The sequence below is a fragment of the Streptomyces sp. NPDC050619 genome, from assembly GCF_040654815.1.
Lineage (GTDB): Bacteria > Actinomycetota > Actinomycetes > Streptomycetales > Streptomycetaceae > Streptomyces.
Genome location: NZ_JBFAIR010000005.1, coordinates 23,889 through 49,885, shown reverse-complemented (window position 1 = coordinate 49,885; position 25,997 = coordinate 23,889). Strand labels below are relative to the sequence as shown.

The following is a 25,997-nucleotide window of genomic DNA, read 5'->3' as shown; positions in this document are numbered from 1 at the left end:
CGCGGGGCGGGCGCGCCTGCCGGCCTTGACGCCGCCGCCCGCCCCGCACCCCCTGTGAGACCGAGCCGTGAGAACGAGCCGTGAGAATGAGCCGTGAGAATGAGCCGTGAGACCGAGCCGTGAGACCGAGCCGTGAGAACGAGATGCTCAGACGCCGTACCGCCCTGTTGATCCGCCCCGAACTCGACGATCACGCACTGCACTCGACCCTCACCGAACTCCGCCCCGCACCACAGCTCCACGGCCTCGGCGGGGGCCGCAGCCGCCCCCAGTGGGAGCCGGCCGCCGCACTGCTGCGCACCACGGGCCGAGACTGGGACCGCCGGGTGCACCGGGTCTCCGTACTGGCACGGCAGCTGCCGGTCGCCGTCTGTGAACGGTGGGCCGCCGACCGGCCCGGCGACGGAGACGCTCTGGTGCTGCGCGCCTTCGTCCAGTCGGTCCGCGCCGCGGCCCAGGGGCGGGCGGCGGCGCGGCGGGCCGAGCAGGCGTGTCTGCGTGCCGCTGACGCCTGTCCCGAGGACCCGACCCCGTGGCTGGCGCTTCTGGAACTCATGCGTTCCTTCGCCGTGCCGGTCGGGGAGGCCGTGCCCGTGTGGACCGAGGCCGTCACCCGCGCCCCGGGCAACCGAACCGCCTACCACGACCTGCTGCGCTACCTGTCCCCGCGCGGGCACGGAACGCTCGCCGACATGATGGACTTCGCCCTGCAGGGCGCCGACCGGGCGCCGCACGGGTCACCTCTTGCCCTGCTGCCCGTGGCGGCTCGCGTGGAACTCGTCGCCCACCGCCTGGGGCAGACGAACGTCGGGCGCCTGGGGCAGACGAACGTCGGGGCGCGCGGCCACTGGAACGAGCCGCGGGCCGCCGACGAGATCGACGCGGCTCTGAGCGGCTGGTTCCACGCCGGCACCGCGCCGCACGCCGAGGCACTCCTCGACCTCAACGTCCTCGCCTACGCCCTGATCCAGGCCTACCGCCCGGTTGAGGCCGCCCCCGTCTTCGGGCGCATCGGCCGCCACATGACGCCCCGCCCCTGGGACCTCCTGCCCGAGCCGGAGCGCACCTTCCGCTACTGGAGCGGCCGGAGCGACCGCCCGAGCGGCCGGTGGACCTGAGGGGGCGCCGCTACACGGTTACACGGTCGCCGGTTCGTTCTGAGACGTTTCCTTCTCGGCAGCCGCGGCCCTCCGGTCGCGGAGCTCCCGCCGGACCAGGACCACCCAGCCGACCGGGACGGCCGCGGAGAACAGCCACCACTGGATGGCATACGCGTAGTTCAGCGCCGCGTCCTCACTGCCGGGATCGTTGCCGACCAGCTCCGGGACGTCGCCCTTCGGCTCGGGCGCCGTCTGCGCGATGTAGCCGCCGAGCACCCGGGCGTCCAGGCGCCGCGCCTCCTGCGCACTGTTGATCAGCATGACCTGCCGGTCCGGCAGTCCCTTGAGGTTCTTGATGCCGCTCGCTGCGGTCGTCTCGTCGGGCATGAGCCGCCCGGAGACGGTGATCTCGCCGCGGGGCGGGGCGGGGATCTTGGGGAACGCGGTCTGGCTCGGGCCGTCCGAGGCGATCCAGCCCCGGTTGACCAGCAGCACCTTGCCGTCCGTCAGGACGAACGGGGTCAGGACGTGGTAGCCGACCTCGTCGTCGGAGTTGGTGCGGCGGCGGACGACGACCTCGTCGGCGGTGTCGAAACGGCCCTTCGCGGTCACGGTGCGGTACCGCTCGGTGTTGGTGACGGTGTTTCCGGGGGAGGTCAGCGTCTCCACCGGTACCGGCTTGGCCGTCAGCGCCTCGGTGACCAGCTGGTTCCGGGCGGTGCGCAGCTCGTAGCGATGCATCTGCCAGATGCCCAGCCTGATCATCGTGGGGATGAGAAGGAGGGCGACCAGCGTGAGGATCACCCACTGCCGGGACAACAGGAAGCGGTACACCCCACGACGGTACCTCTCACTGAACCGGCCCTCGGCGGGAGGGTCCTGCCGAGGGCCAAACCCCCGCAGCGGCGGGGAGCACACAGCCGAGTTGTACGGGCGTGGGGTCTACCGCGGATCACCCCCGCGTCGACGGGGACCAATGGTTGTGCTGTCGCGGCACCAAGTGCAACGAGCGGTTGGCCTCCGTGGTCACGGTTCGGCTCACACCTTGTCGACGATCCCCACCTGCCCCTCCGCGCGGGCGCAGTGCGCGCCGCAGTACCAGTGGCCCTCGACCTCGACGCCCTGGCCGATGATCTGCACCCGGCAGTGCTCGCAGATCGGTGCCATGCGGTGGATCGCGCACGAGAAGCAGTCGAAGACGTGCACCGCGCCCTGCGCGTGCACCTCGAAGGTCATTCCGTAGTTGTTGCCACATACTTCGCAGGTCGCCATGCGCCACAGGGTGGGCCGTCGGCCCGGTGCGGGCGAGGCGCTGCCGGGCGAGTCGCCCGGCAATCACCCGTCCGTACGTTCAGCCCTCCGACGCCGGCTCCACGTCCCCGAGGAGCTGCCCGAACGCCGCCTCGTCGACGACCGGCGTCCCGAACTGCCGGGCCTTGACCACCTTCGAGGTGCCCGATTCCGGGTCGTTGGTGACGAGCAGGCTGGTCAGCCGGGAGATGCTGGTGGCGACATGCAGGCCGGCTTCGACCGCGCGGTCCTCCAGCAGGTCGCGCTCGACGGACGTGTCCCCGGAGAACGCGACGCGCATGCCCTGTTTGAGTTGTCTGCCCTCTTCGTACCGCCCCGGGTTGGGATAAGGGCACGCGGGCCTTCTGCGGGAGGGGCGCCAGTTGGTCGCCCGATAGCTGCCGTAGCCGCCCGACTGCTGTCCGATCCGGGGCGTGGCGGCCTGGTCCGTCCACTCGGTCAGCGGCCGGCACTCGTGCAGCGGCAGCCGTACGCCCTCCGCCGCCGCGGCCCGCAGACTCGGCCGGAACGCCTCCGCGAGCACGCGCGCGTCGTCCAGCGCGTGGTGTGCCCGCTGCTGTACGACGCCGAAGTGCGCCGCCAGGGTCTCCAGCTTGTGGTTGGGCAGCGGCAGGCCCAACTCCTTGGAGAGCGCGATGGTGCACAGCCGCTGCCGCACGGGCGCCTCGCACTCCGCGCGCGCGTACTCCCGGGCGATCATCTGCCAGTCGAAGACCGCGTTGTGCGCGACGAGCACGCGGCCCTCCAGGCGGGCCGAGAACTCCTCGGCGATGTCCTTGAAGAGGGGCGCGCCTTCCAGTACGTCGCTCGTCAGACCGTGGATCCACACCGGGCCCGGGTCCCGCTCCGGGTTGACCAGCGTGTACCAGTGGTCCTCGACCTCGCCGCGCGCGTCAAGTCGGTACACGCCCGCGGAGATTATCCGGTCGTCCCGGGCCAGGCCCGTGGTCTCCACGTCAACGACCGCGTATCCCTGGGGATACGCGGCCGGCCACGCGGTGGGGGAGGACGCTGCGGTCGCGAGGTCTTCGAGCATGGTCATTGAGGATACGGGCCGCGACTGACAGTCCCGTCCTGCACCCTTGAAGTAGCCCTTGAAGGCGGCCTTGAAGTCACTCTTTGAAGTTCTCCCCGCCGAAGTTCCCTCGGCCGGTGCGGGGTTCGGGCTCGGGACGCTCTCACCAGCGGATCGGCAGCGGCAGCGCGGTCAGCAGTCCCGACGCCGCGACCACCACTCCCAGCGCGAGGACCTCCGCCCGTGCGGGGGAGCAGGCGGTCAGCGGGTCGGCCGCCCGGCAGAGCCGGATCCGTGCCCACAGGGCCAGCGCGGCGACAGCGGCCACGAGGAGCACCTTGGCGAGCAGGACCCGCCCGTACGCCGTCGTCGTCAGCTGTTCCAGGACCGTGTCCGAGGGCATGCGGCGCAGCGAACTCCACACCCCGGTCGCGGTGATGGCGGCGAACAGAACGGCCGCCACGCGCGCGTAGAGCCCGAGCAGGGCCACGCCCGCCTCCGCGCGGCCCCAGTGCCGCAGCGTGCGCAGCGCGTGGAGGAGGCCGCCCGTCCACAGTGCCGCGCACGTCAGGTGAACCAGCGTCAGCCCGGAGCCGAGCAGCGCGCCGGGCTCGGTCGCGGGATGCGCCCGCAGGGCTTCCGCCACGATCACCGCGGCCAGGGGCCACAACTGAGTGGCCGGACGGCGTGAGAGGGCGCACAGACCGGCCGCGAGGAACGCGTTGACCTCCAGCAGCGCGAGTTTGCCCTCGCGGGACTCGGAGAGGCCGCCGACGTCGATCTCGGCGACGCTGCCCGGCACCAGATTGCCGGTCGCCACGATCGAAGCGAGCCCGAGGGCGGCGACGAATCCGGCGGTGGCCGCGTACGGAGCCCAACCGCGGGGCGCGGCCGGGGGAGCGCCGGGCACGGAACGGGCCAGCCGGCGCACGAACAGCTCGCCCACCGGGACGCACAGCGCCGCGAACAGCGCCGCGCGCAGCAGGGCGATGACGCCGGCGCCGGGCGGGGCGGCCTCCCCGGTGTCGTGCAGCGCGGCGGACGGCCCGAGCAGCGGTATCAGCGCGGCCGGCCCCACCAGGACCAGGACCAGGACGACGACGGCCCGCCCGGGACCGGGACGCGGTACGGGCTCGCTCGCGTCGGACATCCCGGGTGTGGGACTTGTCAAGGTCACCCCAAGGCCTTCACCGGCCTTCACGGAACCGGGCAAGTCCAGGAAACCAGCGGGCGGTAGCGCAATCTGCCCATAGGTATGTTTCCGGCCTGATCCGTGACTCAGATCCAGCGCGCGGAGTCCGACCCCCAAGGCCCTGGTGCTCGTGTCCAGTCGACCGGGCCGCCCGCGAAGGAGACCGGCGGCAGGGCGTACCGCAGGCGCCCGAGCGCGCTGTCCGTCTCGGACAGCCAGGGACCGGGCTCGTCGTACGCCGTGTCACCCGCGCCGCCCGAGTCGCCCGCGCCGCCACGCTCGATCCCGTTGATCAGCCACTCCGCCGTCCGAGCCAGCGCCAGCCGTACGAACCGGCTGCCCTCTTCGTACGACTGCTCGGTCAGGGCCCGCAGGACCGCCGCCGCCAGCAGGTACCCCGTCCCGTGGTCCAGGGCCTGCGCGGGCAGCGCACCCGGCAGCTGCGCCGTCCCCTCGACCGAGGCGATCCCGGTGGCTGCCTGCACCAGGCTGTCGAAACCGCGTCGCTCGGCCCACGGGCCGTACGCGCCCCACGCCGACAACTGCGCCACGACCACCCCGGGCCGCCGCTCGGCCAGCGCCTCGGGCGACAACCCGAACCGGTCCAGGGCGCCCGGCCGGTACCCGGTGACGACCACGTCCGCCGCCGCGAGCAGTTCCTCGAAGGCGCGCCGGTCGGCCACCAGGTCGAGGGTCGTCGACCGCTTCCCGAAGCCCGTGTCGGCGTGCTGGTCGGGGAGTTCGGGCAGCCGCGGGGCGTCCACGCGCAGCACGTCCGCGCCCAGCAGGGCGAGCGTGCGGGTGGCGACCGGGCCCGCGATGACCCGGGTCAGATCCAGGACGCGCAGTCCGGCGGCGGGCAGCAGAGGGGCACGGTCACAGTCCAGCGGGGCGCGCACGCGCGCGTGCGCGGAATCCAGCCGCCCGCGCTCCACCAGCGGCCGTCCGGCCACCGCCGCCCCCTGCTCGTGCGCGGCCCACTCCTTGGGCGTGCGCAGCGCGACGGCGAGGCCGCCGGCTGCGTACACGGCCGCCTCGACCTCGAGGGCGGACCGCTCGGCGAGTGCCGCCTCCACCGATGCGGGATCCTCCGGTACGCCCAACGCGCCCACCAGTCGCGCCCGGTGATGGGGATAGTTCGCGTGGGTACGCAGCCACCCGTCCGCCGTCCGCCAGAACCGGGACAGCGGTGCGAAGGTGACCGGCGCCCGCCCGTCGATCAACAGATGCCGTTCACTGACGAATGCCGTGGCGACGGACCCGTCGTCCACTCGGACGGCGGGCACGTCGGTCAGTCCGGCCCGCCGCGCTCCCAGCTCGGCGGCGGCCAGCGCGCACGCGCCCACGCAGGCGCGCGCCAACTCCCGTACGGGAAGGCGCCCCTGAAGAGCGCCCTCCCGCACCACGGTCGACACACGAGGGAGAAGGGCGGGATCGCCGCCCAACGCGGACCAGGCGAACTTGATGTCAGTCATGACTGCACTATGCGGTATTGACTGAATCAAGATACTGGTCGGCGGTGTTGACCTACTTGGTCACCGCGTCCAGTGCGTCCACCATGCCCCAGCCGTAGAAGCCGTTGCGGTTCTTCGACCCCTCGCACACCGCGTCGACCTTGCCGTCGCCGTTGATGTCGTAGGGGTCCGTGCACGGCGTGGCGTCTGCCTCGGCGTACAGCAGGGCCTTCACCGTGCTCGGCGAGGCGTACGGGTGCGTCGACTTGATCAGGGCGGCGACGGCCGCGACGTGCGGACTCGCCATCGACGTACCGGCCATGTAGCCCCACTTGCCGCCGGGCAGTGTGCCCAGGATCCGGCCGTCCGTCGCGGGCGCCTGTGGCTTCTGGTAGGTCGTCGAGTCGCCGCCGGGCGCCGCGACGTCGATGACTCCCAGACCCTGGTTGGAGAAGGACGACTTGATGCCCTTCGCGCCGGTCGCCGCGACCGTCACGACACCCGGCAGCTGGGTCGGTATGTCGTAGCACTTGGACGGGTCGATCACCCGGTCCGAGGGCGTCCCGTCGTTCGGCGAGACCGGGTCGGTGATCTCGTCGGCGGCGAGGTCGTAGTTCTCGTTGCCGGCCGCCGCGACGTTGACCGTGCCCTTCTTCTCCGCGTACCGCGTGGCCCGGGTGATGGCGTCCACGAGCGCCTTCTGGTCCGGGTCGGCCTTGCAGTTGAAGTACCAGGGGTCGGTGTAATAGCTGTTGTTGGTGACGTCGACGCCGTGCGTGGCCGCCCACATGAAGCCGCAGACCACGGCCTCGGTGTAGAAGTAGCCCTCGGTGGTCGACACCTTGATGCCGGAGACCTTCACGCCGGGCGCGACACCGGTCATGCCGACGCCGTTCTTGGCGGCCGCGATCTCACCGGCCACGTGCGTGCCGTGCGGGCTCTCCGACGCGCTCGGCCGCCACGCCCCGTCGGCCGTGTCCGGCTTGCCCGTGACGCAGTTGACCGACGCGGCACGGTCGAAGTTCGGCGCGATGTCGGGGTGGGTGTCGTCGACGCCGGTGTCGATGACACCGACGGTCACCTTGCTGCTGCCGAGGGACTTCTCGTGCGCCTTGTCCGCCTTGATCGCGGGCAGGTCCCACTGCTGGGACTCCAGGGGATCCTGCCCGGCGGAGGACTTGGCCTCGGCGGCGGCGACCTCCGTCGCGCTGAGCGCCTTCGGCGTGCCCAGGTCGGTCGTCGACTGCGCGGGCAGCGGAGCGTTACGGGTGTTGCCGGCCGAGTCGACCCCGGGCACCTTGCGGACGGTCTTGGCGAAGTCCGGGTTCGACGCGTGGACGACGATCACGCCGATCTGGTCGTACGACGTCACGATCGTGCCGCCGGCCTCGGCGATGGCCTTCTTGATCTGGGCGGAAGGCGCGTGCCCGGGGCGGACGTTGACGACGTAGCTCAGCGCGGTGGCGTCCTGCGCCGTGGCGGAGCCGAGCAGGTCGTTCACCGCGCCGGTGACTCCGGCCAGGGTGCCGGGCACGTCGGCCGCGGGGGCCGCGGACGCCGTGGAGGTGGGCAGGAACGCCAGGGCCGTGGCCATGGCCATTCCGAGCGGGATCGCGACCGCGCGGCGGTAGCGCGGGTGAGGCGCTGTCATGGTGTCAGTGTCTCCAGTTCGTTCGTGTGGCGAGCAGTCCGTGCGGGAAGTTCAAAAAGGGCGGTCGGGCCCGAAATGCCCTGCGCCACAGGGCTACTTCACCGCGCGTAGCGCGTTGACGATGCCTGCCCCGTAGAAGCCGTTCACACGCTTGTCGCCCTCGCACACCGCGTCCTGCGTACCGTCGCCGTCCTGGTCGTACGACGCCGGGCAAGCGGTGCTGTCCGCCTGGGCCTTGAGCATGGTCTGCAACTGGTAACCGCTGGCCCACGGGTGCTTCGACTTCAGCAGCGCGGCGACACCCGCGGCGTGCGGCGAGGCCATCGACGTGCCTTGGAGGAAGCCGTACTCGCCGTTCGGCATGGTCGACAGGATGCGGCCGTTCTGCGACGGGGTGTCCGGGATCTGGTAGAGCCGGTCACCGCCCGGCGCGGCCACGTCGATGACGCCCTTGCCGTACGAGGAGTAGTACGACTTGAGGTTCTTGACGCCCGTCGCGCTGACCGTGACGACACCCGGCAGCTGGGTCGGCACGTCGAAGCACTCGTGCGGGTCGACGGTCCGCTCGACCGGCGTGGAGTCGTCCGGGCTGGAGTCGTCGACGAGGGAGTCGGAGTCCAGGTCGTGGTTGGAGTTGCCGGCCGACGCGACGTTGAGCAGGCCCTTCTTCTGTGCATACAGCTGCGCCCTGTTGACCGCGTCGACGATCGCCCTCTGATCTGGATCGTCCATGCAGTTGTACAGCCACGGGTCAACGTAATAACTGTTGTTCGTGATCTCGACACCGTGGTCGGCGGCGAACACGAAGGCACACACGACGCTCTCCGGGTAGAAGAGGCCGTTGTCCGGGTCGCTCACCTTGATGCCGGAGACCTTGACGCCCGGGGCGACACCGGCGACCCCGATGCCGTTGCGCGCGGCGGCGATCTCGCCGGCCACGTGCGTGCCGTGGTAGTCCTCCGCGGTGTACGGGCGCCAGGCGCCCGCGCTGGTGTCCGGGATGCCGCCGACGCAGTTGGCCGACTGGGAGGCGGAGAAGTTCGGGGCGAGATCGGGGTGGGTGTCGTCGACGCCGGTGTCGATCACGGCGACGGTCACCTTGCTGCTGCCCGGGTTGATCTTCGCGGCCTTGTCGGCGCCGATCGCGCGCAGGTCCCACTGGTCGGCCTCGAGGGGCTCGCTGCCGGGCGTGGCGGCGGAGACACCGGCGGCCTTCGCGGCCTGCTCCTTGGACAGGACCTGGGCTGTGCCCTCGTCCGTCGTCCCGGCGGCGGTCAGCGGCGTGGTGCGCGTGGCACCCGCCGACTGCACTCCGCGGACCGCGCGTATCTCCTTGCCGAAGTCGGGGTTCGACGAGTGGACGACGATCACGCCGATCTTCTCGTACGTGGTCACCACCGTGCCGCCGGCCGCGGGGATCGCCTTCTTCACCGCCTCGATGGTGCGGTGGTCGAGCTTGGTGTTGACGACGTACGCCAGGCTGGGCGCGTCCGCGGAGGGCGCGGCGCTTTCGACGCGCGGGGCGGCCGACGCGGCCGTCGGGAGGAAGCCGAGCGACGCGGTCAGCGACAGCACGACCGGCACGGCGAGGGCGAGGCGGCGTCTGGAACGCAGATGAGGCATGGGGTCTCCACATCATCCGGAAACGAAACCGGCCCGAGGCACAGATGGTGCTCGGGCAGGTACATGACTAGTAGTGCAGGCCCGAAGCTATCTCCCGCAGTCGCTGGCCAGCAATGACTTACCCGAGGTGACTTCGGAAAGAAGCAGGCGGAGTTGAACCGCTCGTCGCGTGGCGCCGTGACCTTGGACAGGGAGCGCGAGGACACTCGCCTCCATCCCCATGCCCAACCGCATCCGCAACGCGAGGAGACTCCGTGGCTACCGACGCACCGCCCCCCTCGAAAGGGCAACACAAACTCCCCTCCCCCGAGGAGTTCACCGAGGTGCAGGAGAGCGCGGAGTTCGCTGAACTGCGCCGCTCCTACCGCTCGTTCGCCTTTCCGCTGACCATCGGCTTCATCGTCTGGTACCTGCTGTACGTCCTGCTGTCGAACTACGCCGGCGACTTCATGGGCACCAAGGTCGTCGGCAACATCAACATCGCCTTCGTCTTCGGTCTGGCCCAGTTCCTGTCCACGTTCCTCATCGCCTGGTGGTACTCGCACGTCGCCGCCGCCAAGTTCGACCCCAAGGCCGAGGCGATCAAGTCGAAGATGGAGGGCGGCGCATGAGCCCCGCACACACGATCCTGGCCGCCGGCGAGGCGAGCGAGCACCGGCCGCTGATCATCAGCCTGTTCGCCGTGTTCGTCCTCGCGACCCTGGTCATCACGGTCTGGGCGGGCCGGCAGACCAAGGACGCCGCCGACTTCTACGCGGGCGGACGGCAGTTCACCGGCTTCCAGAACGGACTCGCCGTCTCCGGCGACTACATGTCCGCCGCGTCCTTCCTCGGCATCGCCGGCGCCATCGCCCTCTTCGGCTACGACGGCTTCCTCTACTCCATCGGCTTCCTGGTCGCCTGGCTCATCGCCCTCCTCCTGGTCGCCGAACCGCTGCGCAACTCCGGCCGCTACACGATGGGCGACGTCCTCGCCTACCGGATGCGCCAGCGCCCGGTCCGCACGGCGGCCGGCACGTCGACGATCGTCGTGTCGATCTTCTACCTGCTGGCGCAGATGGCGGGCGCGGGCGTCCTGGTCTCGCTGCTGCTCGGCATCACCAGCGACAGCGGCAAGATCGGCATCGTCGCCCTGGTCGGCGTCCTGATGATCGTGTACGTCACCATCGGCGGCATGAAGGGCACTACCTGGGTGCAGATGGTCAAGGCCGTACTGCTCATGACCGGCGCCCTGTTGCTCACCTTCCTGGTCCTGCTGAAGTTCGACTTCAACATCTCGGATCTGCTCGGCAGCGCGGCCGACCAGAGCGGCAAGGGCGCGGCCTTCCTGGAGCCCGGCCTGAAGTACGGCGCCACCGGCACCACCAAGCTGGACTTCATCTCGCTCGGCATCGCCCTGGTCCTCGGCACCGCGGGCCTGCCGCACATCCTGATCCGCTTCTACACGGTCCCCACCGCGCAGGCCGCCCGTAAGTCGGTTCTCTGGGCCATCGGCCTCATCGGCGCCTTCTACCTGATGACCCTCGCCCTCGGCTTCGGCGCCGCCGCGCTCATCACACCGAAGGAGATCACCGACTCCAACCCGGCGGGCAATACGGCCGCCCCCCTGCTCGCCCTGCACCTGGGCGGCGTCGACTCCAACTGGGGCGCCATCCTGCTCGCCACCATCTCGGCGGTCGCCTTCGCCACGATCCTCGCGGTCGTCGCCGGTCTGACCCTGGCCTCCTCCTCGTCGTTCGCCCACGACATCTACGCGAACGTCATCAAGCGGGGCCAGGCGACCGAGAAGGAGGAGATCAGCGCGGCCCGTTACGCGACCATCGGCATCGGCGCCGTCTCCATCCTCCTGGGCGCCCTCGCCCGTGACCTGAACGTCGCCGGCCTGGTGGCCCTGGCCTTCGCGGTCGCCGCCTCCGCCAACCTGCCCACGATCCTCTACAGCCTCTTCTGGAAGCGGTTCACCACCCAGGGCGCCCTGTGGTCGATCTACGGCGGCCTGGTCAGCGCGGTCGGCCTGGTGCTGTTCTCGCCGGTCGTCTCGGGCAAGGCGACCTCGATGTTCCCGGACGTCGACTTCCACTGGTTCCCGCTGGAGAACCCGGGCATCATCTCGATCCCGGTCGGCTTCCTGCTCGGCATCGTCGGCACCTACCTGTCCAAGGAGGAGCCGGACACCGCCAAGTACGCGGAGCTGGAGGTCCGGTCCATGACCGGCACCGGAGCGCACTGACAAGCGCCCGAAGTACGCCCTCCCGCGCGGCCGCGTCGTAGATCCCCACGACGCGGCCGCGTCGCGCATGGTGGGATCGGGCCCTGTTGTTGTCAGTGGCGTCACGTAGGCTCGCAGGAGATGGAAAGAGTAAAGAGTCTGGTCCGTACGAGGGAGGGGGCCCACGTGCTCATCGACACCTACGGCCGAGTGGCCACCGACCTGAGGGTCTCGCTGACCGACCGGTGCAATCTGCGCTGCACCTACTGCATGCCCGAGGAAGGCCTGCAGTGGCTGGCCAAGCCCGACCTGCTGACGGACGACGAGATCGTTCGCCTGATCGACATCGCCGTGACCTCCCTCGGCATCGAGGAGGTCCGCTTCACCGGCGGCGAACCCCTGCTGCGCCCCGGCCTGGTCGGCATCGTCGAGCGGGTCGCCGCGCTCCAGCCGCGCCCCCAGATGTCCCTCACCACCAACGGCATCGGCCTCAAGCGCACGGCGACGGCCCTGAAGGCGGCCGGCCTGGACCGCGTCAATGTCTCCCTCGACACCCTCCGCCCGGATGCCTTCAAGACCCTCACCCGCCGGGACCGCCACAAGGACGTCGTCGCCGGCCTGGAAGCCGCCCGCGACGCGGGCCTGACCCCGGTCAAGGTGAACTCGGTCCTGATGCCGGGGCTGAACGAGGACGAGGCCCCCGACCTGCTGGCCTGGGCCGTGGAACACGACTACGAACTGCGCTTCATCGAGCAGATGCCCCTGGACGCCCAGCACGGCTGGAAGCGCGAGGGCATGGTCACGGCGGGAGACATCCTGGCCTCCCTGCGCACCCGCTTCGAGCTGACCCCCGAGGGCTCCACCGAGCGCGGCTCCGCCCCCGCCGAGCGCTGGCTCGTCGACGGCGGCCCGCACCGCGTCGGCGTCATCGCCTCCGTCACCCGCCCGTTCTGCGCGGCCTGCGACCGCACCCGCCTCACCGCCGACGGCCAGATACGCACCTGCCTGTTCGCGACGGAGGAGACCGACCTGCGCGCGGCCCTGCGCTCCGGCGCACCCGACGAGGAGATCGCCCGCATCTGGCGCCTGGCCATGTGGGGCAAGAAGGCGGGCGCGGGCCTGGACGACCCGTCATTCGTCCAGCCGGACCGGCCGATGTCCGCGATCGGAGGCTAGGGCACGGCCAAGCCACGTCTAAGCCACGGCTAGGCCCCTTCGGGAGCTTCCCAGTCCTCGAACTTCACGACGTCCTTGAGGAACCCCCGCACACCCAGGAACTGGGACAGGTGCTCCCGGTGTTCCTCACAGGCGAGCCAGGTCTTGCGCCGCTCCGGCGTGTGGATCTTCGGGTTGTTCCACGCGAGGACCCACTCGGCGTCGGCGCGGCAGCCCTTGGCGGAACAGATCGGGGTCTCGTCACTCACAGGTTCGTCTCACAAGCGCGGTGAACGCGGCGGAAAGAGTCGGCAAACAAGGCGACGCCGAGCAGCCACGGGGGGAGCTGCCCGGCGTCGGTCCGTCGCTCCGACGGGGGATGCGGAGCGCCTACGAAGTATGTCACGGGTAACCCGCCGCCTGGCACCGGAACAACATGATTGATCTGAGCTTTTCTTGAGCTTGGTGAGGGGGTGACTTCCGGTTGTGAGGCGCCCACCGGGGCCGCGTCATGATCACGCCCGGTCGCGCGGCTCGCTCCGTGCGCCCGGCGCGGGATCGCCCACGACGTCGTCCGGGACGGGTTGCGCGAAGCCGTCCTCGGCAAGCGGCGGCGTGATCATCGGCCGGGTCGGCGCGGTGACGAACGTCGACGGCAGTGACGGTGCGTTCTCGCGCCCCGCGTTGGCGATCACCACGGCGATGTAGGGGATGACCGCGCCGAGCACCAGGGCGACGATCGCGACGTGCCGTTCGACGTTCCACAGCGTGGCCGCGAGAATCACGGCCACCGTCCGGATTGTCATCGAGATGATGTACCGGCGCTGCCGCCCGCGTACATCCTCCTGGAGGCCCGTCCGGGCTCCGGTGATCCGGAACACCTGGGCGCTGCCGTCGGCATGCTGCTTCCGCATCACATTCCACCATCCGCCCGCATCGGACCATCCCCGCCCCGTACCAGATCCGCCCCCCGGTCGGGGACGGGACCCGGACAGCTCCCACGGTACGCCGCGCCTGCGCCGCCTACGAGACCGGGGCACCTCCAACCTGGACGAACGGCCTCGGCCGCGGCGCGTACCGCCACAGCGCGGACGGCCGTACCCGGCATGCGTCGCACCGTGGACGAACCGACACTGGGCGTAATGCTCACGTCGGAGCCGTACGAGGAGGCAGCCATGGGCTGGTTGTGGGCGATCATCGTGGGATTCGTGCTGGGTCTGCTCGCGAAGGCGGTCATCCCCGGCAAGCAGCACAGCCCTCTCTGGCTGACCACCATCTTCGGCATGCTCGGCGCCATCGTCGGCAACGCCCTGGCCCGCGCGTTCGGCGTGGACGCGACCTCGGGCATCGACTGGACGCGGCACGTGTTCCAGCTGGGGGCCGCGATCGTCATCGTCCTCGTGGGCGACATGGCGTACACGGCGGTCCGGAGCGACAAGCAGCGAGCCTGAGGGCGGTCAGAGCGGTCAGAGCGGTCAGAGCGGTCAGAGCGGTCAGAGCGGTCAGGGCGAAGAGGGCGGCCTCCCGGGATGGGAGACCGCCCCCTTCGGCGTGCCTACGTCCGCTCAGCCGCCCGTGACCTCGACCGCCGCCAGGTTCTTCTTCCCCCGGCGCAGCACCAGCCAGCGCCCGTGCAGCAGATCCTCCTTGGCGGGGACCGCGTCCTCGGCGGCGACCTTCGCGTTGTTCACGTAGGCGCCGCCCTCCTTGACCGTGCGGCGCGCGGCCGACTTGCTGGCCACCAGGCCGACCTCGGCGAACAGGTCGACGGCCGGAGCGAGCTCCGCGACCTGGATGTGCGGCACCTCGGTCAGGGCCGCGGCCAGCGTCTTCTCGTCCAGATCGGCCAGCTCGCCCTGGCCGAAGAGGGCCTTGGACGCGGCGATCACGGCGGCGGTCTGCTCGGCGCCGTGCACCAGCGTCGTCAGCTCCTCCGCCAGCGCGCGCTGCGCTGCACGGGCCTGGGGGCGCTCCTCGGTCTGCCGCTCCAGCTCTTCCAGTTCTTCGCGGGACTGGAAGGACAGGATGCGCATGTACGTCGAGATGTCCCGGTCGTCCACGTTCAGCCAGAACTGGTAGAACGCGTACGGCGTCGTCATCTCCGGGTCGAGCCAGACGGCGCCGCCCTCGGTCTTGCCGAACTTGGTGCCGTCCGCCTTGACCATCAGCGGCGTCGCCAGACAGTGCACCTCCGCGTCGGGCTCCAGCTTGTGGATCAGGTCCAGTCCCGCCGTGAGGTTGCCCCACTGGTCGCTGCCGCCCTGCTGGAGCGTGCAGCCGTACCGGCGGTACAGCTCCAGGAAGTCCATGCCCTGGAGCAGCTGGTAGCTGAACTCGGTGTAGCTGATGCCTTCCTGGGACTCGAGCCGCCTGGCGACCGAGTCCTTGGTCAGCATCTTGTTGACGCGGAAGTGCTTGCCGATGTCCCGCAGGAACTCGATGGCCGACAGGCCGGCCGTCCAGTCCAGGTTGTTCACCATGACCGCGGCGTTCTCGCCCTCGAAGGACAGGAACGGCTCGATCTGCGCACGCAGCCTGTTCACCCAGTTCGCGACCGTCTCCGGGTCGTTCAGCGTGCGCTCGGCCGTGGGGCGCGGGTCGCCGATCTGGCCGGTCGCCCCGCCCACCAGGGCCAGCGGACGCAGGCCCGCCCGCTGGAGGCGGCTCATGGTGAGGACCTGCACCAAGTGGCCGACGTGCAGACTGGCCGCCGTCGGGTCGAAACCGCAATAGAACGTGACGGGACCGTCCGCGAGCGCCTTGCGCAAAGCGTCCTCGTCAGTGGACAGGGCGAACAGCCCCCGCCACTTCAGCTCGTCGACGATGTCCGTCACGGTTCTCGTATCTCCTTGGATGATCTTCGGGTAGTCGAGTGACTATCGGCTACGAGGTTATACGCCCTGACTGACAGAGCTCATATTGAAGTCCGGCACCCGCAGCGTCGGCATCGCGGCCCTGGTGAACCAGTCGCTCCACTCCCTCGGCAGCGTCTTCTCCGTGCGCCCGGCCTCCGTCGCCCGGCCCAGCAGGTCGACCGGCGACTCGTTGAACCGGAAGTTGTTGACCTCGCCGCTCACCTCGCCGTTCTCGACGAGGTAGACGCCGTCCCTGGTCAGCCCGGTGAGCAGCAGCGTCGCCGGATCGACCTCGCGGATGTACCACAGGCAGGTCAGCAGCAGTCCGCGCTCGGTGTTCGCGACCATCTCCTCCAGGGTGCGGTCCTCGCCCCCGTCCAGGATCAGGTTGTCGATCCCCGGCGCGACCGGCAGCCCGGTCAGGTCCGCGCTGTGCCGGCTGGTCAGCAGGTGACTCAGCTCGCCCTGGCGGACCCACTCGGTGGAGGCCAGCGGCAGCCCGTTGTCGAACACCGACTGATCGCCCCCGGAGGAGTGCACGAGCACGAACGGCGTGGACTCCAGACCCGGTTCGTTCGGATCGCTGCGCAGGGTCAGCGGCAGTTCGGTGAGCTTCTCGCCCACGCGCGTGCCGCCGCCCGGCTTGGAGAACACCGTGCGGCCCTCGACCGCGTCCCGGCCCGAGGCCGACCACATCTGGTAGATCAGCAGGTCCGCGACGGCGGTCGGCGGCAGCAGCGTCTCGTACCGCCCTGCGGGCAGCTCGATCCGCCGCTGGGCCCACCCGAGGCGTACGGCGAGTTCGGCGTCCAGCGCGGCGGGGTCGACGTCCTTGAAGTCCCGCGTCGAGCGCCCCGCCCACGCCGAGCGCGTACGGTCCGGCGACTTGGCGTTGAGCTCCAGCGTCCCGTTGGGCTGGTCGTGGCGCAGCCGCAGCCCCGTCGACGTACCGAGATAGCTGGTGACCAGTTCGTGGTTGGCGAAGCCGTACAGTTCGCGGCCGCCCGCACGCGCGCGTGCGAACGCCTCCCCGAGCGCCGGCGCGAAGTCGGAGAACACGGCGGACGAGGTCTCGGCGGGCGCGTCCGTGAAGTCGGGCGACTGAGGTACGTCCGTGACCAGCGGCCGTGCGTCCTCGGCGGACCCGGCACCGCGCGCGGCGGCCTCGGCGGCCCGGACCAGCGGCTCCAGTTCCTCCGGCGTCACGGCGGACCTCGACACGACACCGGAGGCCGTGCCCTCCTGCCCGTCGACGGTCGCGACGACCGTGAGCGTACGGCCGCGTGTGACGCCGTTCGTGGTGAGCGCGTTGCCCGCCCAGCGCAGATTGGCGGTCGACTGCTCGTCGGCGATCACGACGCAGCCGTCGGCCCGGGACAGTTCGAGAGCACGCTCGACGATCTCGTGCGGCTTGTTCGTACGAGGACTCATCGACCGGCCTCCTGGGTCGTGTTGAGGATGTTGACGCCCCTGAAGAGAGCGGTCGGGCAGCCGTGCGAGACCGACGCGACCTGCCCCGGCTGGGCCTTGCCGCAGTTGAAGGCGCCGCCCAGGACGTACGTCTGCGGACCGCCCACCGCGGCCATCGAGCCCCAGAAGTCGGTGGTCGTCGCCTGGTAGGCGACGTCCCGCAGCTGCCCGGTGATCCGCCCGTTCTCGATCTTGAAGAACCGCTGCCCGGTGAACTGGAAGTTCTCCGTAGGGTCAGGGGGCATGCCTCTCTGATCGGCGTTTGTGCAGGTCAGGCGGTTATTCACGGTCTACCCTCAATCCCTGTTCACACGGGTTGAAACCGGACGGTACGGGGTCTGGTGATGACCTGGTGTCGACCTCCGGGACCCGCCTCGGGGCTACCTGGGGCGGGTCCCGGAGACTGGCTCCAGATCGCATCAGAGACTACCCATCGGCGGTCCGGACTTGGATGCGGATATCGCCCTGACCTCAGACTCTCCAGCCGCATGACAAGGCAGCCTGCGGGAGTGACGAGCGGTGAAGGCTGCCCGGACGGACGGCGGGCGCCGTACGCTCGAATCATGAGTGCCGAGATTGGCAAGCGGCTTCAGGATGTACGCAAGCGGCGCGGCATGACGCAGCGTCAGCTAGCGAGCGAGTCAGGCGTGTCCCTGTCCTTGATTCGGAAGCTGGAGCAAGGGGAGCGGGCTGACACGCGCCTGGAGACTGCGCGTCGGCTGGCGCAGACCCTGCGGGTGCCGACGACGAACCTCATTGCTGATCATGAGGACGATCCCGAGACGGCGCCTGGCGCTGATGATCGTTGGGAGGCTGTCCGGCGTGCGCTCGTGGCGCCGGTACGGGCGGACGGTGCGACGGAAGAGCCGACCGTGGGCGGTGTTCGGGACGCGCTGGATTCAGCCCTGCCGCTCTTCTCCGGTGATCGTTTCGCAGAGCTGAGCGTGATCCTTCCGCCCTTGCTGCGGGACGCTGATCTGATCGCCGAGAGTGGTCCGGAGGGGCGGGCCTTGCGCGTCCGGCTCTCACAGCTCACAGGCTGGCTGCTCACACAGACTCGGCAGTTCGAGGCGGCCGACATCGCCCTGTCCCGGTCGCTAGAGGAGTCGTCGGATCGGCTTCAGGCGGCGGCGACGGTAAGCACACAGTGCTGGCTCTTGCTGCGGCGCGGTCGGCTGTCTGAGGCGCGGGAGCTGGCGACGCGGTGGGCGGATGAGGTCGAGCCTCGCATTTCGCGGGCGACCCCGGCGGAGCTGAGCGCCTGGGGCTGGCTGCTGCTGCGGGCCTCCGCTGCTGCGATCCGGGACAACCGGTCTGGGGAGGCCGAAGACGCGTTGCGGTACGCCAACTCGGCGGCGGTCGCGATGGGCCGGGAGTTCGCTCCGCGCGACGACTTCTTGCAGGCGTTCGGGCCGGTCACGGTGGCTCTGAAGCGGGCTGAGAATGCCATGATCGTCGATAAGCCTGACCTGGTACTCAAGCTCTCGAAGCGCATCCCGACCAGCGGTATGCGGCCCACCTCCAACAACCGCAACCGTCACCTCCTGGACGTGGCAGAGGCGCATGCCCGCTCGCGTGACTACGCGAAGACGGTTGAGGTCTTGCAGGGCATCCGCGCGGACGCTCCACAGTGGCTGCCCAACCAACGCTACGCGCGGGACATCTTCGGCCGAGTGATCGCGCGTCGGCGCACCCTCACGCAGGAGATGCGGGACCTGGCTGACGCGATCGGCGTACCGGTGTGACTCGGTGTGGCACTTCGGGTTGGTCATCCATCGAAGTGCCATTGAGGTGTGTTCCTGCCGTTACATAGCGTCATATGCATGGCGACCCAAGGTAGAGCAGCAGAGACAGCTGTCCGTGAGCGCATGACCACGGTCGATGCCGACGCGCGTCAGTGGGAGTACACGACCTACGCCCCGGCCGGTGAAACGTGCCCGGCATGCGGTGTGCCGATCAAGTCCCTTGAGAGCTGTCGTAGGGGGATGCTGGCTCGTCGGGACTCGTCTCCGGTCGTGGCCTACTGGCACACGGCCTGCGCCCCCAAGGAGGGGGGCAGTGATCCCCATGGAGATCTACAGGAGCAGCAAGAAGGCCGCTGCTGACGCGCACGAGGTGCTGTGTCAGGCGCTGCTGGCGATCGGGATTCCGAGGCGGGATCTTGGCTGGCTGGCTCCGCGTGTTGCGCCGGACGGGCGTCCGATGGTGGCCTTGGGAACGTGGAACGCTGACGTGGTGCAGAAGGTAGCGGCGCATCTGATGGCGTCACCTGCGCACGTTCAGACCGTGCCGGACGGCCGTGCCGTGGCCGATCACGCTCATGTGACACGGGACGAATGACCCCGGCTCACTGAGCGACGGCGAATCAAGGCTCAGCGAGTCGGCTGCCCCGTCCATGGCTCCTCCCCCTCCCTCTGGGGCCATGGACGGGGCTCACTGCTGTCTGGGCCTGTGGTGCGGTGATGGCGCGCTGTGGGCACGCCGCCGACCGGAGAGGATTTTGGGCTGGAGCTGCCATGGGGCGAGTGAACAGGGGGCCTTACGCTCGCCAGCGGATCGGGCAGTCTTTGGGACCTGCCCGCAATAGCTCGATCGGCCCCCTGTTCTTCGAGGCTCGCCCCATGGTGGCTGCCTAAAATCCTCGCAGGCCGTCGGCCCCAGCCCATGAGGGTGAACATCAGCCTCGTCTCTTCAGAACGGGGCCGAGCCGCCCGACAGTGCTCGGGACGGGCTCTTGGGCTGGCCGGTGTGGGGGTCGTGGTCCGGGTCGGTGGCTGAGCTGCTGGAGGCCGTGAGCCTCGGGCCACAGTCCTCGGGATCGGGGCGGGCAAGGTGGGTCGTGCTGGAGCTGGCGCACGTCTCCGGTGTCGCCTGGTGTGCGCCGGGGCGGCGGCGCCCCGGACCGGACCGGCCGAAGGCCGCATGCCGGGCCGGGGTGCGGCAAGCCGCATCCGGCGGCGCGCCGAAGGCGCGCCCTGGAAAAAGTAAAGCCAGATTACGCCACGCCCCCAACCGATGACCGCCCCCGCTCTCCCGATGGGCGCATGGCACGTTGCCCAACCGGCCGGACAGACAAGCTCAGTTCACCGCTACCGGAGCCGCGCGACTGCCGCCCTCCGGACACGCCCTCAGATGCCCTTCCTCCGACGGCAATTCGGTTGACAAGCTGCCCCCGCCCTGAATGGGCACATGCTGATGCGGTTCCAACTCCGGCCGGTTTCGGCGCGGTTTTCGCGAAGTTCCCAGTGAGCCGGTGGTATTTATCACGGATAAATCACAGGCCGCTGTTGGCGTCAACTCATATGATTCAAAGGCAAGTTGGATGCGCCTGACCAGGGCGTATGCAAGATACGCGCCCTGTAAGCGCAAAGGAGAGAAGCCCATGAACGCCCGTTACCTACTTCCTGATTCGAGGCTTTGGAGGCCGCGTCATGTCTGCCGAATACGGCAACAGCGCCACACGCACATTCAGCCCGTCCGCCGCGTCGTCCGCTCTGGCCGAGCGTTCCGGCGTGCTGGCACGCGAACTACGTCTACAAGCTCTCTCAGAGGCGGACCGTGACCTTATACGGCTCGTCAACGATCCGCTCTTCTCGCGCTGGAAGGAGCAGATCAAAGCCATCGGTGGCTGTGCAAATCCGATTTACCTGTCCGGTTCCACGGTCATCAGTGATGCCGCCACAGGTGAGGTGATCTCGTCTTACTCGACGGACGGGGAGCCGGGTGAGCGGCTGGCGGTGCGCTGCCGTAACCGGCGTGCCTCGGTGTGTGAGCCGTGCTCTCGCCTGCATGCCGGGGACACGTTCCAGCTCGTCCGTGCGGGCCTGTCGGGCGGCAAGGGTGTGCCCGAGTCGGTGAAGGATCATCCCCGGCTGTTCGCCACTTTGACCGCTCCGTCGTTCGGGCCGGTGCACCGTGTGCTGGACGGGGAGCGGTGCCGTCCTCGCCGGGATGATCCGCGTTGCGACCATGGGCGGCGCCTCGGCTGCGGCCTGGTGCACACCGAGGATGACCCGCAAGTGGGTCTGCCGCTGTGCCCGGACTGCTACGACTACGTGGGCCATGTGCTGTGGCACGCGCACGCCGGGCGGCTGTGGAACCGGTTCACGACCGCCGTACGGCGTCACCTTGCCTCGGCTGGTGGGATACCGCGTTCCAGGCTCGGTGAGCACCTGGTGGTGTCGTTCGCCAAGGTCGCCGAGTTCCAGCGGCGCGCGGCCATCCACTTCCATGCCGTCGTGCGCCTGGACGGCCCGGACGGTCCCGGCTCGTCTGCCCCGGCCTGGGCGACAGAAGGTGCGCTGTTGGATGCGGTCGAGCATGCCGCCGCGTCCAGCTTCGCCACGGTGCCCGAATCCGAGGCGTACGGCACGGAACGAGTCGGCTGGGGAGGGCAGTTCGACGCCCACCCCATCCATCCCCTCCCCGAGAGTGACGTTCCGTCAGGTTCGGCCGTCGCCGGGTACGTGGCCAAGTACGTCACCAAGGGCGCGGCCGACACGGGCGCCGGACAGGACTACCGGGTCACCAGCCTGGAGGACATCCGCGCGGCGGTCGTCAACAGTCACGTACGTGCCCTGATGGGTACCTGCTGGCGCCTGGGCGGCCTCGCCGAACTGGAACACCTCCGGCTCCGCCCTTGGGCTCACAACCTCGGCTACCGGGGCCACATCCTCACCAAATCCCGCCGCTACTCCACCACGTACGGCGCACTTCGCGAGGAACGGGCCGACTACCGCCAGGGCGACAGCAAGCCCACGGACGGCCCGGACGTGGTCACGGAATCGACCTGGCGTTACGTCGGCTCCGGCTACACCCCCGCCGAGGCTGACCTTGTCCTCGGTATCGCCGAAGATCACGCCATGAGTCGCCAACTGGCCAGGGAGGCGCGGGAGGACGCGGCGCAGTGGGGTGAGTGGCTGTGAGGGGTGGCAGCAACCTGCTCATGACGCCGGATGAGGCAGCCGCAGAGCTCGGTGTCACGAAGCGGGTCCTCATGGACTCGTACCGACGCTGGGGCATCCCGTACCTCAAGGTCGGCAAGCACGTCCGTTTCCGAACTCGCGATCTGCACAACTGGGTTGAGGCGCGTATGCAGCACGACTAGGCTGACGATCAGTCATTAACCAATCAACATGTGGAGGGTTAACAAGCGTGGCGACCATCAAGAAGGAAGACTGCTCCTGCCCCCGGCGCAAGAAACCCACGTGCCCTCACAAGCCGTACCGGGTGACGTACCGGGAGCCCGGGGGCAGGGCAGGCAAGCCTCGACAGGTGTCCTTCAAGAAGCTCGAAGACGCGGAGGCGTTCGCGGTCAAGGTCGAGCGGGACAAGGACTTGGGGACGTACATCAACCCCAAGGCGGGGCAGCGGACGTTCGCCGAGATCTGGAACGAGTGGGTTGAGGCGGGGACGCTCGAAGAGTCCTCGAAGAGGAACTACCAGAGCGTCTACGGCAACCACTACGGCCCGTTCTTCGGGGCCAAGCCGATCGCCAGCATCACCCCGACGACCATCCAGGAATGGGAGGCGGACCAGAAGGAACGAGGCTACAAGGAGACCGGCATCAACGGACGTAAGAACGTCCTCTCGTCCGTCTTCAACTACGCGGTGGCGGCCGAGATCATCGGCCGTAATCCTTGCAAGAAGGCGAACCCCCGGAGGCGTTCGGGCCAGCAACTCACCCCGGTCGCCAACGATGACATTCCGACCATGGAAGAGGTGCTAGGGATCATCGCGGAAGCCCCCAAGCTGATCCGCGCTGGCTTCTGGGCCATGGCGGGCTGTGGGACACGCCCGGGGGAGTCCTTGGCGCTGGCCGACGAGTCCATGGACTGGGAGCGCAGCATCCTCGCCGTGGATCACCAGGTCTCGGCCTACGGCTGTCAGGAGATCTCCGGCTACCGGCGCGGAGTGAAGCGGGGTACGAAGCACCGGACGTTCGATCAGGCGCGGCGTACGCCAGTGCCCGAGTCGATCAACGAGATTTTCAACGATCACATCGACGCGTTCGGCACCTGGGGGGACCGGGGGTGGTTCTTCGAGTCACCTCGGTTGAACGACCGCCACCCGTCCTATGACTGGTTCCTGGACCAGTTCAAGGCGGCGGCCAAGCTGGCGGGCACTCCGCAGTACACCCCGAAGAGCTTCCGGCACTTCTTCGTCTCCGAAGCGATCCACGCCGACATCCCGCTCTTCGAGATCGCGGCGTGGGTCGGGCACCGGACCACCAGGACGACAGAGCTGGTCTACGGGCACCTCGTCCGCCGGGCCATGGACCGAGGCGCCCGCACCATGCACAACCGCCTGGGCCTGAAGCTGGAGCCCTTCAAGGGCCTCATCGTCCCGCCCTCGTTGACGCCTTCCGAGGACGACATCGAGGACTGGGACGACGTGGCGTAGGAGGTTCGCTGTGATCGCGTGTCGACCTGGTGCAGACTTCGAGTCGGAACGACCGCCCTCTCAGGCGCGGCCGGACTCGTTTGCAGTGTTCAGGATATTTACACCTCGAAACAGTGCGGACGGACACCCGTGAGACACGGAAGCGACCTGCCCCGGCTGGGCTTTTCCGCAGTTGAAAGCCCCTCCTAGCACGTAGGTCTGGGGTCCTCCCACAGCCTCCATGGAGCCCCAGAACTGGGGCGTGACCCCCTGATATGCAAAGTCCCGGAGCTGCCCCGTAAGGCGACCGTTCCGGATCGTGTATGCCCTCTGACCCGTAAACTGGAAGTTGTAGCGCTGCATGTCGATCGACCAGGAGCGGTCGCCGACGACGTAGATCCCGCGGTCGACCCCGCCGATCAGGTCCTCCGTCGACATCCCGGCCGGGTCCGGCCGCAGTGACACGTTGGCCATGCGCTGCACGGGCACATGCCCGGGGGAGTCGGCGAACGCGCACCCGTTGGACCGCTCGAAGCCGGTCAGCCGCGCGATCCGCCGGTCCAGCTGGTAGCCGACCAGCGTGCCGTTCTTCACCAGGTCCCAGGACTGGCCCTCGACGCCCTCGTCGTCGTACCCGATGGTCGCCAGGCCGTGCTCGGCGGTGCGGTCGCCGGTGACGTTCATCAGCTCGGAGCCGTAGCGGAGCTTGCCCAGCTGGTCGAAGGTGGCGAAGGAGGTGCCGGCGTAGGCGGCCTCGTAGCCCAGCGCGCGGTCCAGCTCGGTGGCGTGGCCGATGGACTCGTGGATGGTCAGCCACAGGTTGGAGGGGTCGACGACCAGGTCGTAGACGCCCGCCTCGACGCTCGGCGCCCGCATCTTCTCGGCGAGCAGCTCCGGGATCCGCGCCAGCTCCGCGGCCCAGTCCCAGCCGGTGCCGGTGAGGTACTCCCAGCCGCGCCCCACGGGCGGCGCTACGGTCCGCATGGAGTCGAACTCGCCGCTCGACTCGTCGACGGACACGGCGGTCAGCTGCGGGTGCAGCCGGACGCGCTGCTGCGTGGTCACCGTCCCGGCCGTATCGGCGTAGAACTTGTTCTCGTGGACGGTGAGCAGTGAGGCGTCGACGTGGTTGACGCCGTCGGCCGCCAGCAGGCGTGTGCTCCAGTCCGCCAGCAGTCCCGACTTCTCCTCGTCGGGCACGGAGAACGGATCGATCTCGTACGAGGAGATCCACGTCTTCTCGGCGTGCACGGGCTCGTCCGCGAGCTCCACTCGCTCGTCCGATCCCGCCGCCTTGATCACCTGGGCGGAGAGCTTGGCCATCTGGACGGCCTGCGACGCGACCCTGGCGGCGGCGTCGAGGTTCAGATCCACCCCGGACGCGAACCCCCACGTCCCGCCGTGCACGACCCGCACCGCGTACCCGAGGTCGGTGGTGTCCGACGACCCGGAGGGCTTGGCGTCCCGCAGCCGCCAGGACGCACTGCGGACCCGCTCGAACCGGAAGTCCGCGTGCTCGGCGCCGAGGGCACGCGCGCGTGCGAGCGCGGCGTCCGCCAGGGCGCGTAGGGGAAGCGCCGTAAAGGCTTCGTCGATCGTATGAGGCACCGAGGTCTCTCCTTGTTGTCCCTTGTTGTCGTGACCCGTTGTCGTGACCCTTGGTTGCTCCGATCATGTCGCGCGAGCCGGTCCGACGACCACACGTTTCCGCCTGGAGTCCGCATCTTTCTGTAGGGACCCGACAGTCAGCCCCGTAAGCCACTGTGGGTGCCCGATTGTCCGCACACGGGCCGGGACCGATAGGTTTTCGGGGAAGCCGCCTGTCATCCAGGTGTTCGGGCGGGTGTGTCATACCGCTATCGAAAGGGTGATCCGTTGAGCCGCTCGGTTCTCGTCACCGGAGGCAACCGGGGCATCGGCCTCGCCATCGCCCGCGCATTCGCCGACACCGGCGACAAGGTCGCGATCACGTACCGCTCGGGTGAGCCGCCGGCCGGCTTCCTGGCCGTCAAGTGCGACATCACCGACCCCGAGCAGGTGGAGCAGGCCTACAAGGAGATCGAGGCCGAGCACGGCCCGGTGGAGGTGCTGATCGCCAACGCCGGCATCACCAAGGACCAGCTCCTGATGCGCATGTCCGAGGAGGACTTCACCTCGGTGGTCGACACCAACCTCACGGGCACCTTCCGGGTCGTCAAGCGCGCCAACCGCGGCATGCTGCGCGCCAGGAAGGGCCGGGTCGTCCTCATCTCGTCGGTCGTCGGTCTGTACGGCGGTCCCGGCCAGGCGAACTACGCCGCCTCCAAGGCCGGCCTGGTCGGCTTCGCCCGCTCCCTCGCCCGCGAGCTGGGCTCGCGCAACATCACCTTCAACGTCGTCGCACCCGGCTTCGTCGACACCGACATGACCAAGGTGCTCACCGACGAGCAGCGCGAGAGCATCGTGAAGCAGGTGCCGCTCGGCCGGTACGCGCAGCCCGAGGAGGTCGCCGCGACGGTGCGGTTCCTCGCCTCGGAAGACGCCTCGTACATCACTGGAGCCGTCATTCCCGTTGACGGCGGACTGGGAATGGGTCACTGAT

23 protein-coding genes and 1 pseudogene are annotated in these 25,997 nt (G+C 69.4%); 11 read left to right on the top strand and 13 right to left on the bottom strand.

Annotation, left to right across the window (positions count from 1 at the left end; all coding sequences use genetic code 11):
* Positions 1-119 precede the first annotated feature (119 nt).
* Positions 120-1,118, top strand: coding sequence for a hypothetical protein (locus tag AB0I77_RS11005; RefSeq protein ID WP_363282137.1), 999 nt, complete (start codon positions 120-122; stop codon positions 1,116-1,118).
* Positions 1,119-1,136: 18 nt separating this feature from the next.
* On the opposite strand, the gene AB0I77_RS11000 is transcribed toward AB0I77_RS11005, so the two are convergent.
* The 7 genes from AB0I77_RS11000 to AB0I77_RS10970 all read right to left on the bottom strand — a co-directional run bounded on the left by AB0I77_RS11000 (position 1,137) and on the right by AB0I77_RS10970 (position 9,346).
* Positions 1,137-1,934: an SURF1 family protein gene (locus AB0I77_RS11000; protein ID WP_363282136.1), complete on the bottom strand. Its 798-nt coding sequence runs from the start codon at positions 1,932-1,934 to the stop codon at positions 1,137-1,139.
* A gap of 204 nt (positions 1,935-2,138) precedes the next feature.
* Positions 2,139-2,372 (bottom strand): hypothetical protein, encoded by a 234-nt coding sequence (locus AB0I77_RS10995; RefSeq protein ID WP_363282135.1) that lies wholly within the window; start codon positions 2,370-2,372, stop codon positions 2,139-2,141.
* 79 nt (positions 2,373-2,451) lie between these two features.
* Positions 2,452-3,447: a DEDDh family exonuclease gene (locus AB0I77_RS10990; protein WP_363282396.1), complete on the bottom strand. Its 996-nt coding sequence runs from the start codon at positions 3,445-3,447 to the stop codon at positions 2,452-2,454.
* A 142-nt stretch (positions 3,448-3,589) separates the two neighbouring features.
* Positions 3,590-4,576: a CopD family protein gene (locus AB0I77_RS10985; protein ID WP_363282134.1), complete on the bottom strand. Its 987-nt coding sequence runs from the start codon at positions 4,574-4,576 to the stop codon at positions 3,590-3,592.
* Between the two features lie 128 nt (positions 4,577-4,704).
* Positions 4,705-6,093, bottom strand: a complete 1,389-nt coding sequence (locus AB0I77_RS10980; protein WP_363282133.1) for a CoA transferase — start codon at positions 6,091-6,093, stop codon at positions 4,705-4,707.
* A gap of 52 nt (positions 6,094-6,145) precedes the next feature.
* On the bottom strand, positions 6,146-7,723 hold the full coding sequence (locus AB0I77_RS10975) for a S8 family serine peptidase (RefSeq protein WP_363282132.1): 1,578 nt from the start codon (positions 7,721-7,723) through the stop codon (positions 6,146-6,148).
* Between the two features lie 93 nt (positions 7,724-7,816).
* Positions 7,817-9,346: a S8 family serine peptidase gene (locus AB0I77_RS10970; protein WP_363282130.1), complete on the bottom strand. Its 1,530-nt coding sequence runs from the start codon at positions 9,344-9,346 to the stop codon at positions 7,817-7,819.
* Between the two features lie 254 nt (positions 9,347-9,600).
* On the opposite strand from AB0I77_RS10970, the gene AB0I77_RS10965 reads away from it, so the two are divergent.
* The 3 genes from AB0I77_RS10965 (at position 9,601) to moaA (ending at position 12,731) form a co-directional block, all read left to right on the top strand.
* A complete protein-coding gene (locus AB0I77_RS10965; RefSeq protein WP_363282129.1) occupies positions 9,601-9,957 on the top strand; it encodes a DUF485 domain-containing protein in 357 nt (118 codons plus the stop codon).
* A complete protein-coding gene (locus AB0I77_RS10960) occupies positions 9,954-11,576 on the top strand; it encodes a cation acetate symporter (RefSeq protein ID WP_363282128.1) in 1,623 nt (540 codons plus the stop codon). Before AB0I77_RS10965 ends, AB0I77_RS10960 begins: the two co-directional genes overlap by 4 nt.
* Positions 11,577-11,741: 165 nt before the next feature.
* Positions 11,742-12,731: a GTP 3',8-cyclase MoaA gene (gene moaA, locus AB0I77_RS10955; protein WP_363282127.1), complete on the top strand. Its 990-nt coding sequence runs from the start codon at positions 11,742-11,744 to the stop codon at positions 12,729-12,731.
* A gap of 29 nt (positions 12,732-12,760) precedes the next feature.
* On the opposite strand, the gene AB0I77_RS10950 is transcribed toward moaA, so the two are convergent.
* Entirely contained in the window at positions 12,761-12,979 is a 219-nt protein-coding gene (locus AB0I77_RS10950) for a hypothetical protein (RefSeq protein WP_363282126.1), read from the bottom strand.
* A 246-nt stretch (positions 12,980-13,225) separates the two neighbouring features.
* A complete protein-coding gene (locus AB0I77_RS10945) occupies positions 13,226-13,624 on the bottom strand; it encodes a DUF3099 domain-containing protein (protein ID WP_363282125.1) in 399 nt (132 codons plus the stop codon).
* A 261-nt stretch (positions 13,625-13,885) separates the two neighbouring features.
* Between AB0I77_RS10945 and AB0I77_RS10940 the strand changes: the two genes are divergently transcribed.
* The gene (locus AB0I77_RS10940; protein ID WP_363282395.1) at positions 13,886-14,161 is read left to right on the top strand and encodes a GlsB/YeaQ/YmgE family stress response membrane protein; all 276 of its coding nucleotides are present in this window, start codon (positions 13,886-13,888) and stop codon (positions 14,159-14,161) included.
* Between the two features lie 114 nt (positions 14,162-14,275).
* On the opposite strand, the gene tyrS is transcribed toward AB0I77_RS10940, so the two are convergent.
* The 3 genes and pseudogenes from tyrS to AB0I77_RS10925 all read right to left on the bottom strand — a co-directional run.
* Positions 14,276-15,544 carry a tyrosine--tRNA ligase gene (tyrS, locus tag AB0I77_RS10935; RefSeq protein WP_363282124.1) on the bottom strand — a complete coding sequence of 423 codons (1,269 nt, stop codon included), beginning with the start codon at positions 15,542-15,544 and terminating at the stop codon, positions 14,276-14,278.
* Between the two features lie 57 nt (positions 15,545-15,601).
* A complete protein-coding gene (locus AB0I77_RS10930; protein WP_363282123.1) occupies positions 15,602-16,996 on the bottom strand; it encodes a metallopeptidase TldD-related protein in 1,395 nt (464 codons plus the stop codon).
* Positions 16,993-17,259 (bottom strand): annotated as a pseudogene (locus tag AB0I77_RS10925) (metallopeptidase TldD-related protein); the annotation flags it as partial. The gene AB0I77_RS10930 and the pseudogene AB0I77_RS10925, both read right to left, overlap by 4 nt.
* Before the next feature lie 339 nt (positions 17,260-17,598).
* On the opposite strand from AB0I77_RS10925, the gene AB0I77_RS10920 reads away from it, so the two are divergent.
* The 5 genes from AB0I77_RS10920 to AB0I77_RS10900 all read left to right on the top strand — a co-directional run bounded on the left by AB0I77_RS10920 (position 17,599) and on the right by AB0I77_RS10900 (position 23,437).
* Entirely contained in the window at positions 17,599-18,780 is a 1,182-nt protein-coding gene (locus AB0I77_RS10920) for a helix-turn-helix transcriptional regulator (protein ID WP_363282122.1), read from the top strand.
* Positions 18,781-19,093: 313 nt separating this feature from the next.
* Entirely contained in the window at positions 19,094-19,375 is a 282-nt protein-coding gene (locus AB0I77_RS10915) for a hypothetical protein (RefSeq protein ID WP_363282121.1), read from the top strand.
* Between the two features lie 1,091 nt (positions 19,376-20,466).
* The gene (locus AB0I77_RS10910) at positions 20,467-21,960 is read left to right on the top strand and encodes a replication initiator (RefSeq protein WP_363282120.1); all 1,494 of its coding nucleotides are present in this window, start codon (positions 20,467-20,469) and stop codon (positions 21,958-21,960) included.
* A gap of 20 nt (positions 21,961-21,980) precedes the next feature.
* Positions 21,981-22,142, top strand: a complete 162-nt coding sequence (locus AB0I77_RS10905) for a helix-turn-helix domain-containing protein (RefSeq protein WP_363282119.1) — start codon at positions 21,981-21,983, stop codon at positions 22,140-22,142.
* 167 nt (positions 22,143-22,309) lie between these two features.
* A complete protein-coding gene (locus AB0I77_RS10900; RefSeq protein WP_363282118.1) occupies positions 22,310-23,437 on the top strand; it encodes a site-specific integrase in 1,128 nt (375 codons plus the stop codon).
* A gap of 60 nt (positions 23,438-23,497) precedes the next feature.
* Here the strand turns inward: AB0I77_RS10900 and AB0I77_RS10895 are convergent, their stop codons facing one another.
* Positions 23,498-25,024 carry a TldD/PmbA family protein gene (locus tag AB0I77_RS10895; protein ID WP_363282117.1) on the bottom strand — a complete coding sequence of 509 codons (1,527 nt, stop codon included), beginning with the start codon at positions 25,022-25,024 and terminating at the stop codon, positions 23,498-23,500.
* 267 nt (positions 25,025-25,291) lie between these two features.
* Between AB0I77_RS10895 and fabG the strand changes: the two genes are divergently transcribed.
* Entirely contained in the window at positions 25,292-25,996 is a 705-nt protein-coding gene (gene fabG / locus AB0I77_RS10890) for a 3-oxoacyl-[acyl-carrier-protein] reductase (RefSeq protein WP_363282116.1), read from the top strand.
* The last annotated feature ends 1 nt before the right edge of the window (position 25,997 follow it).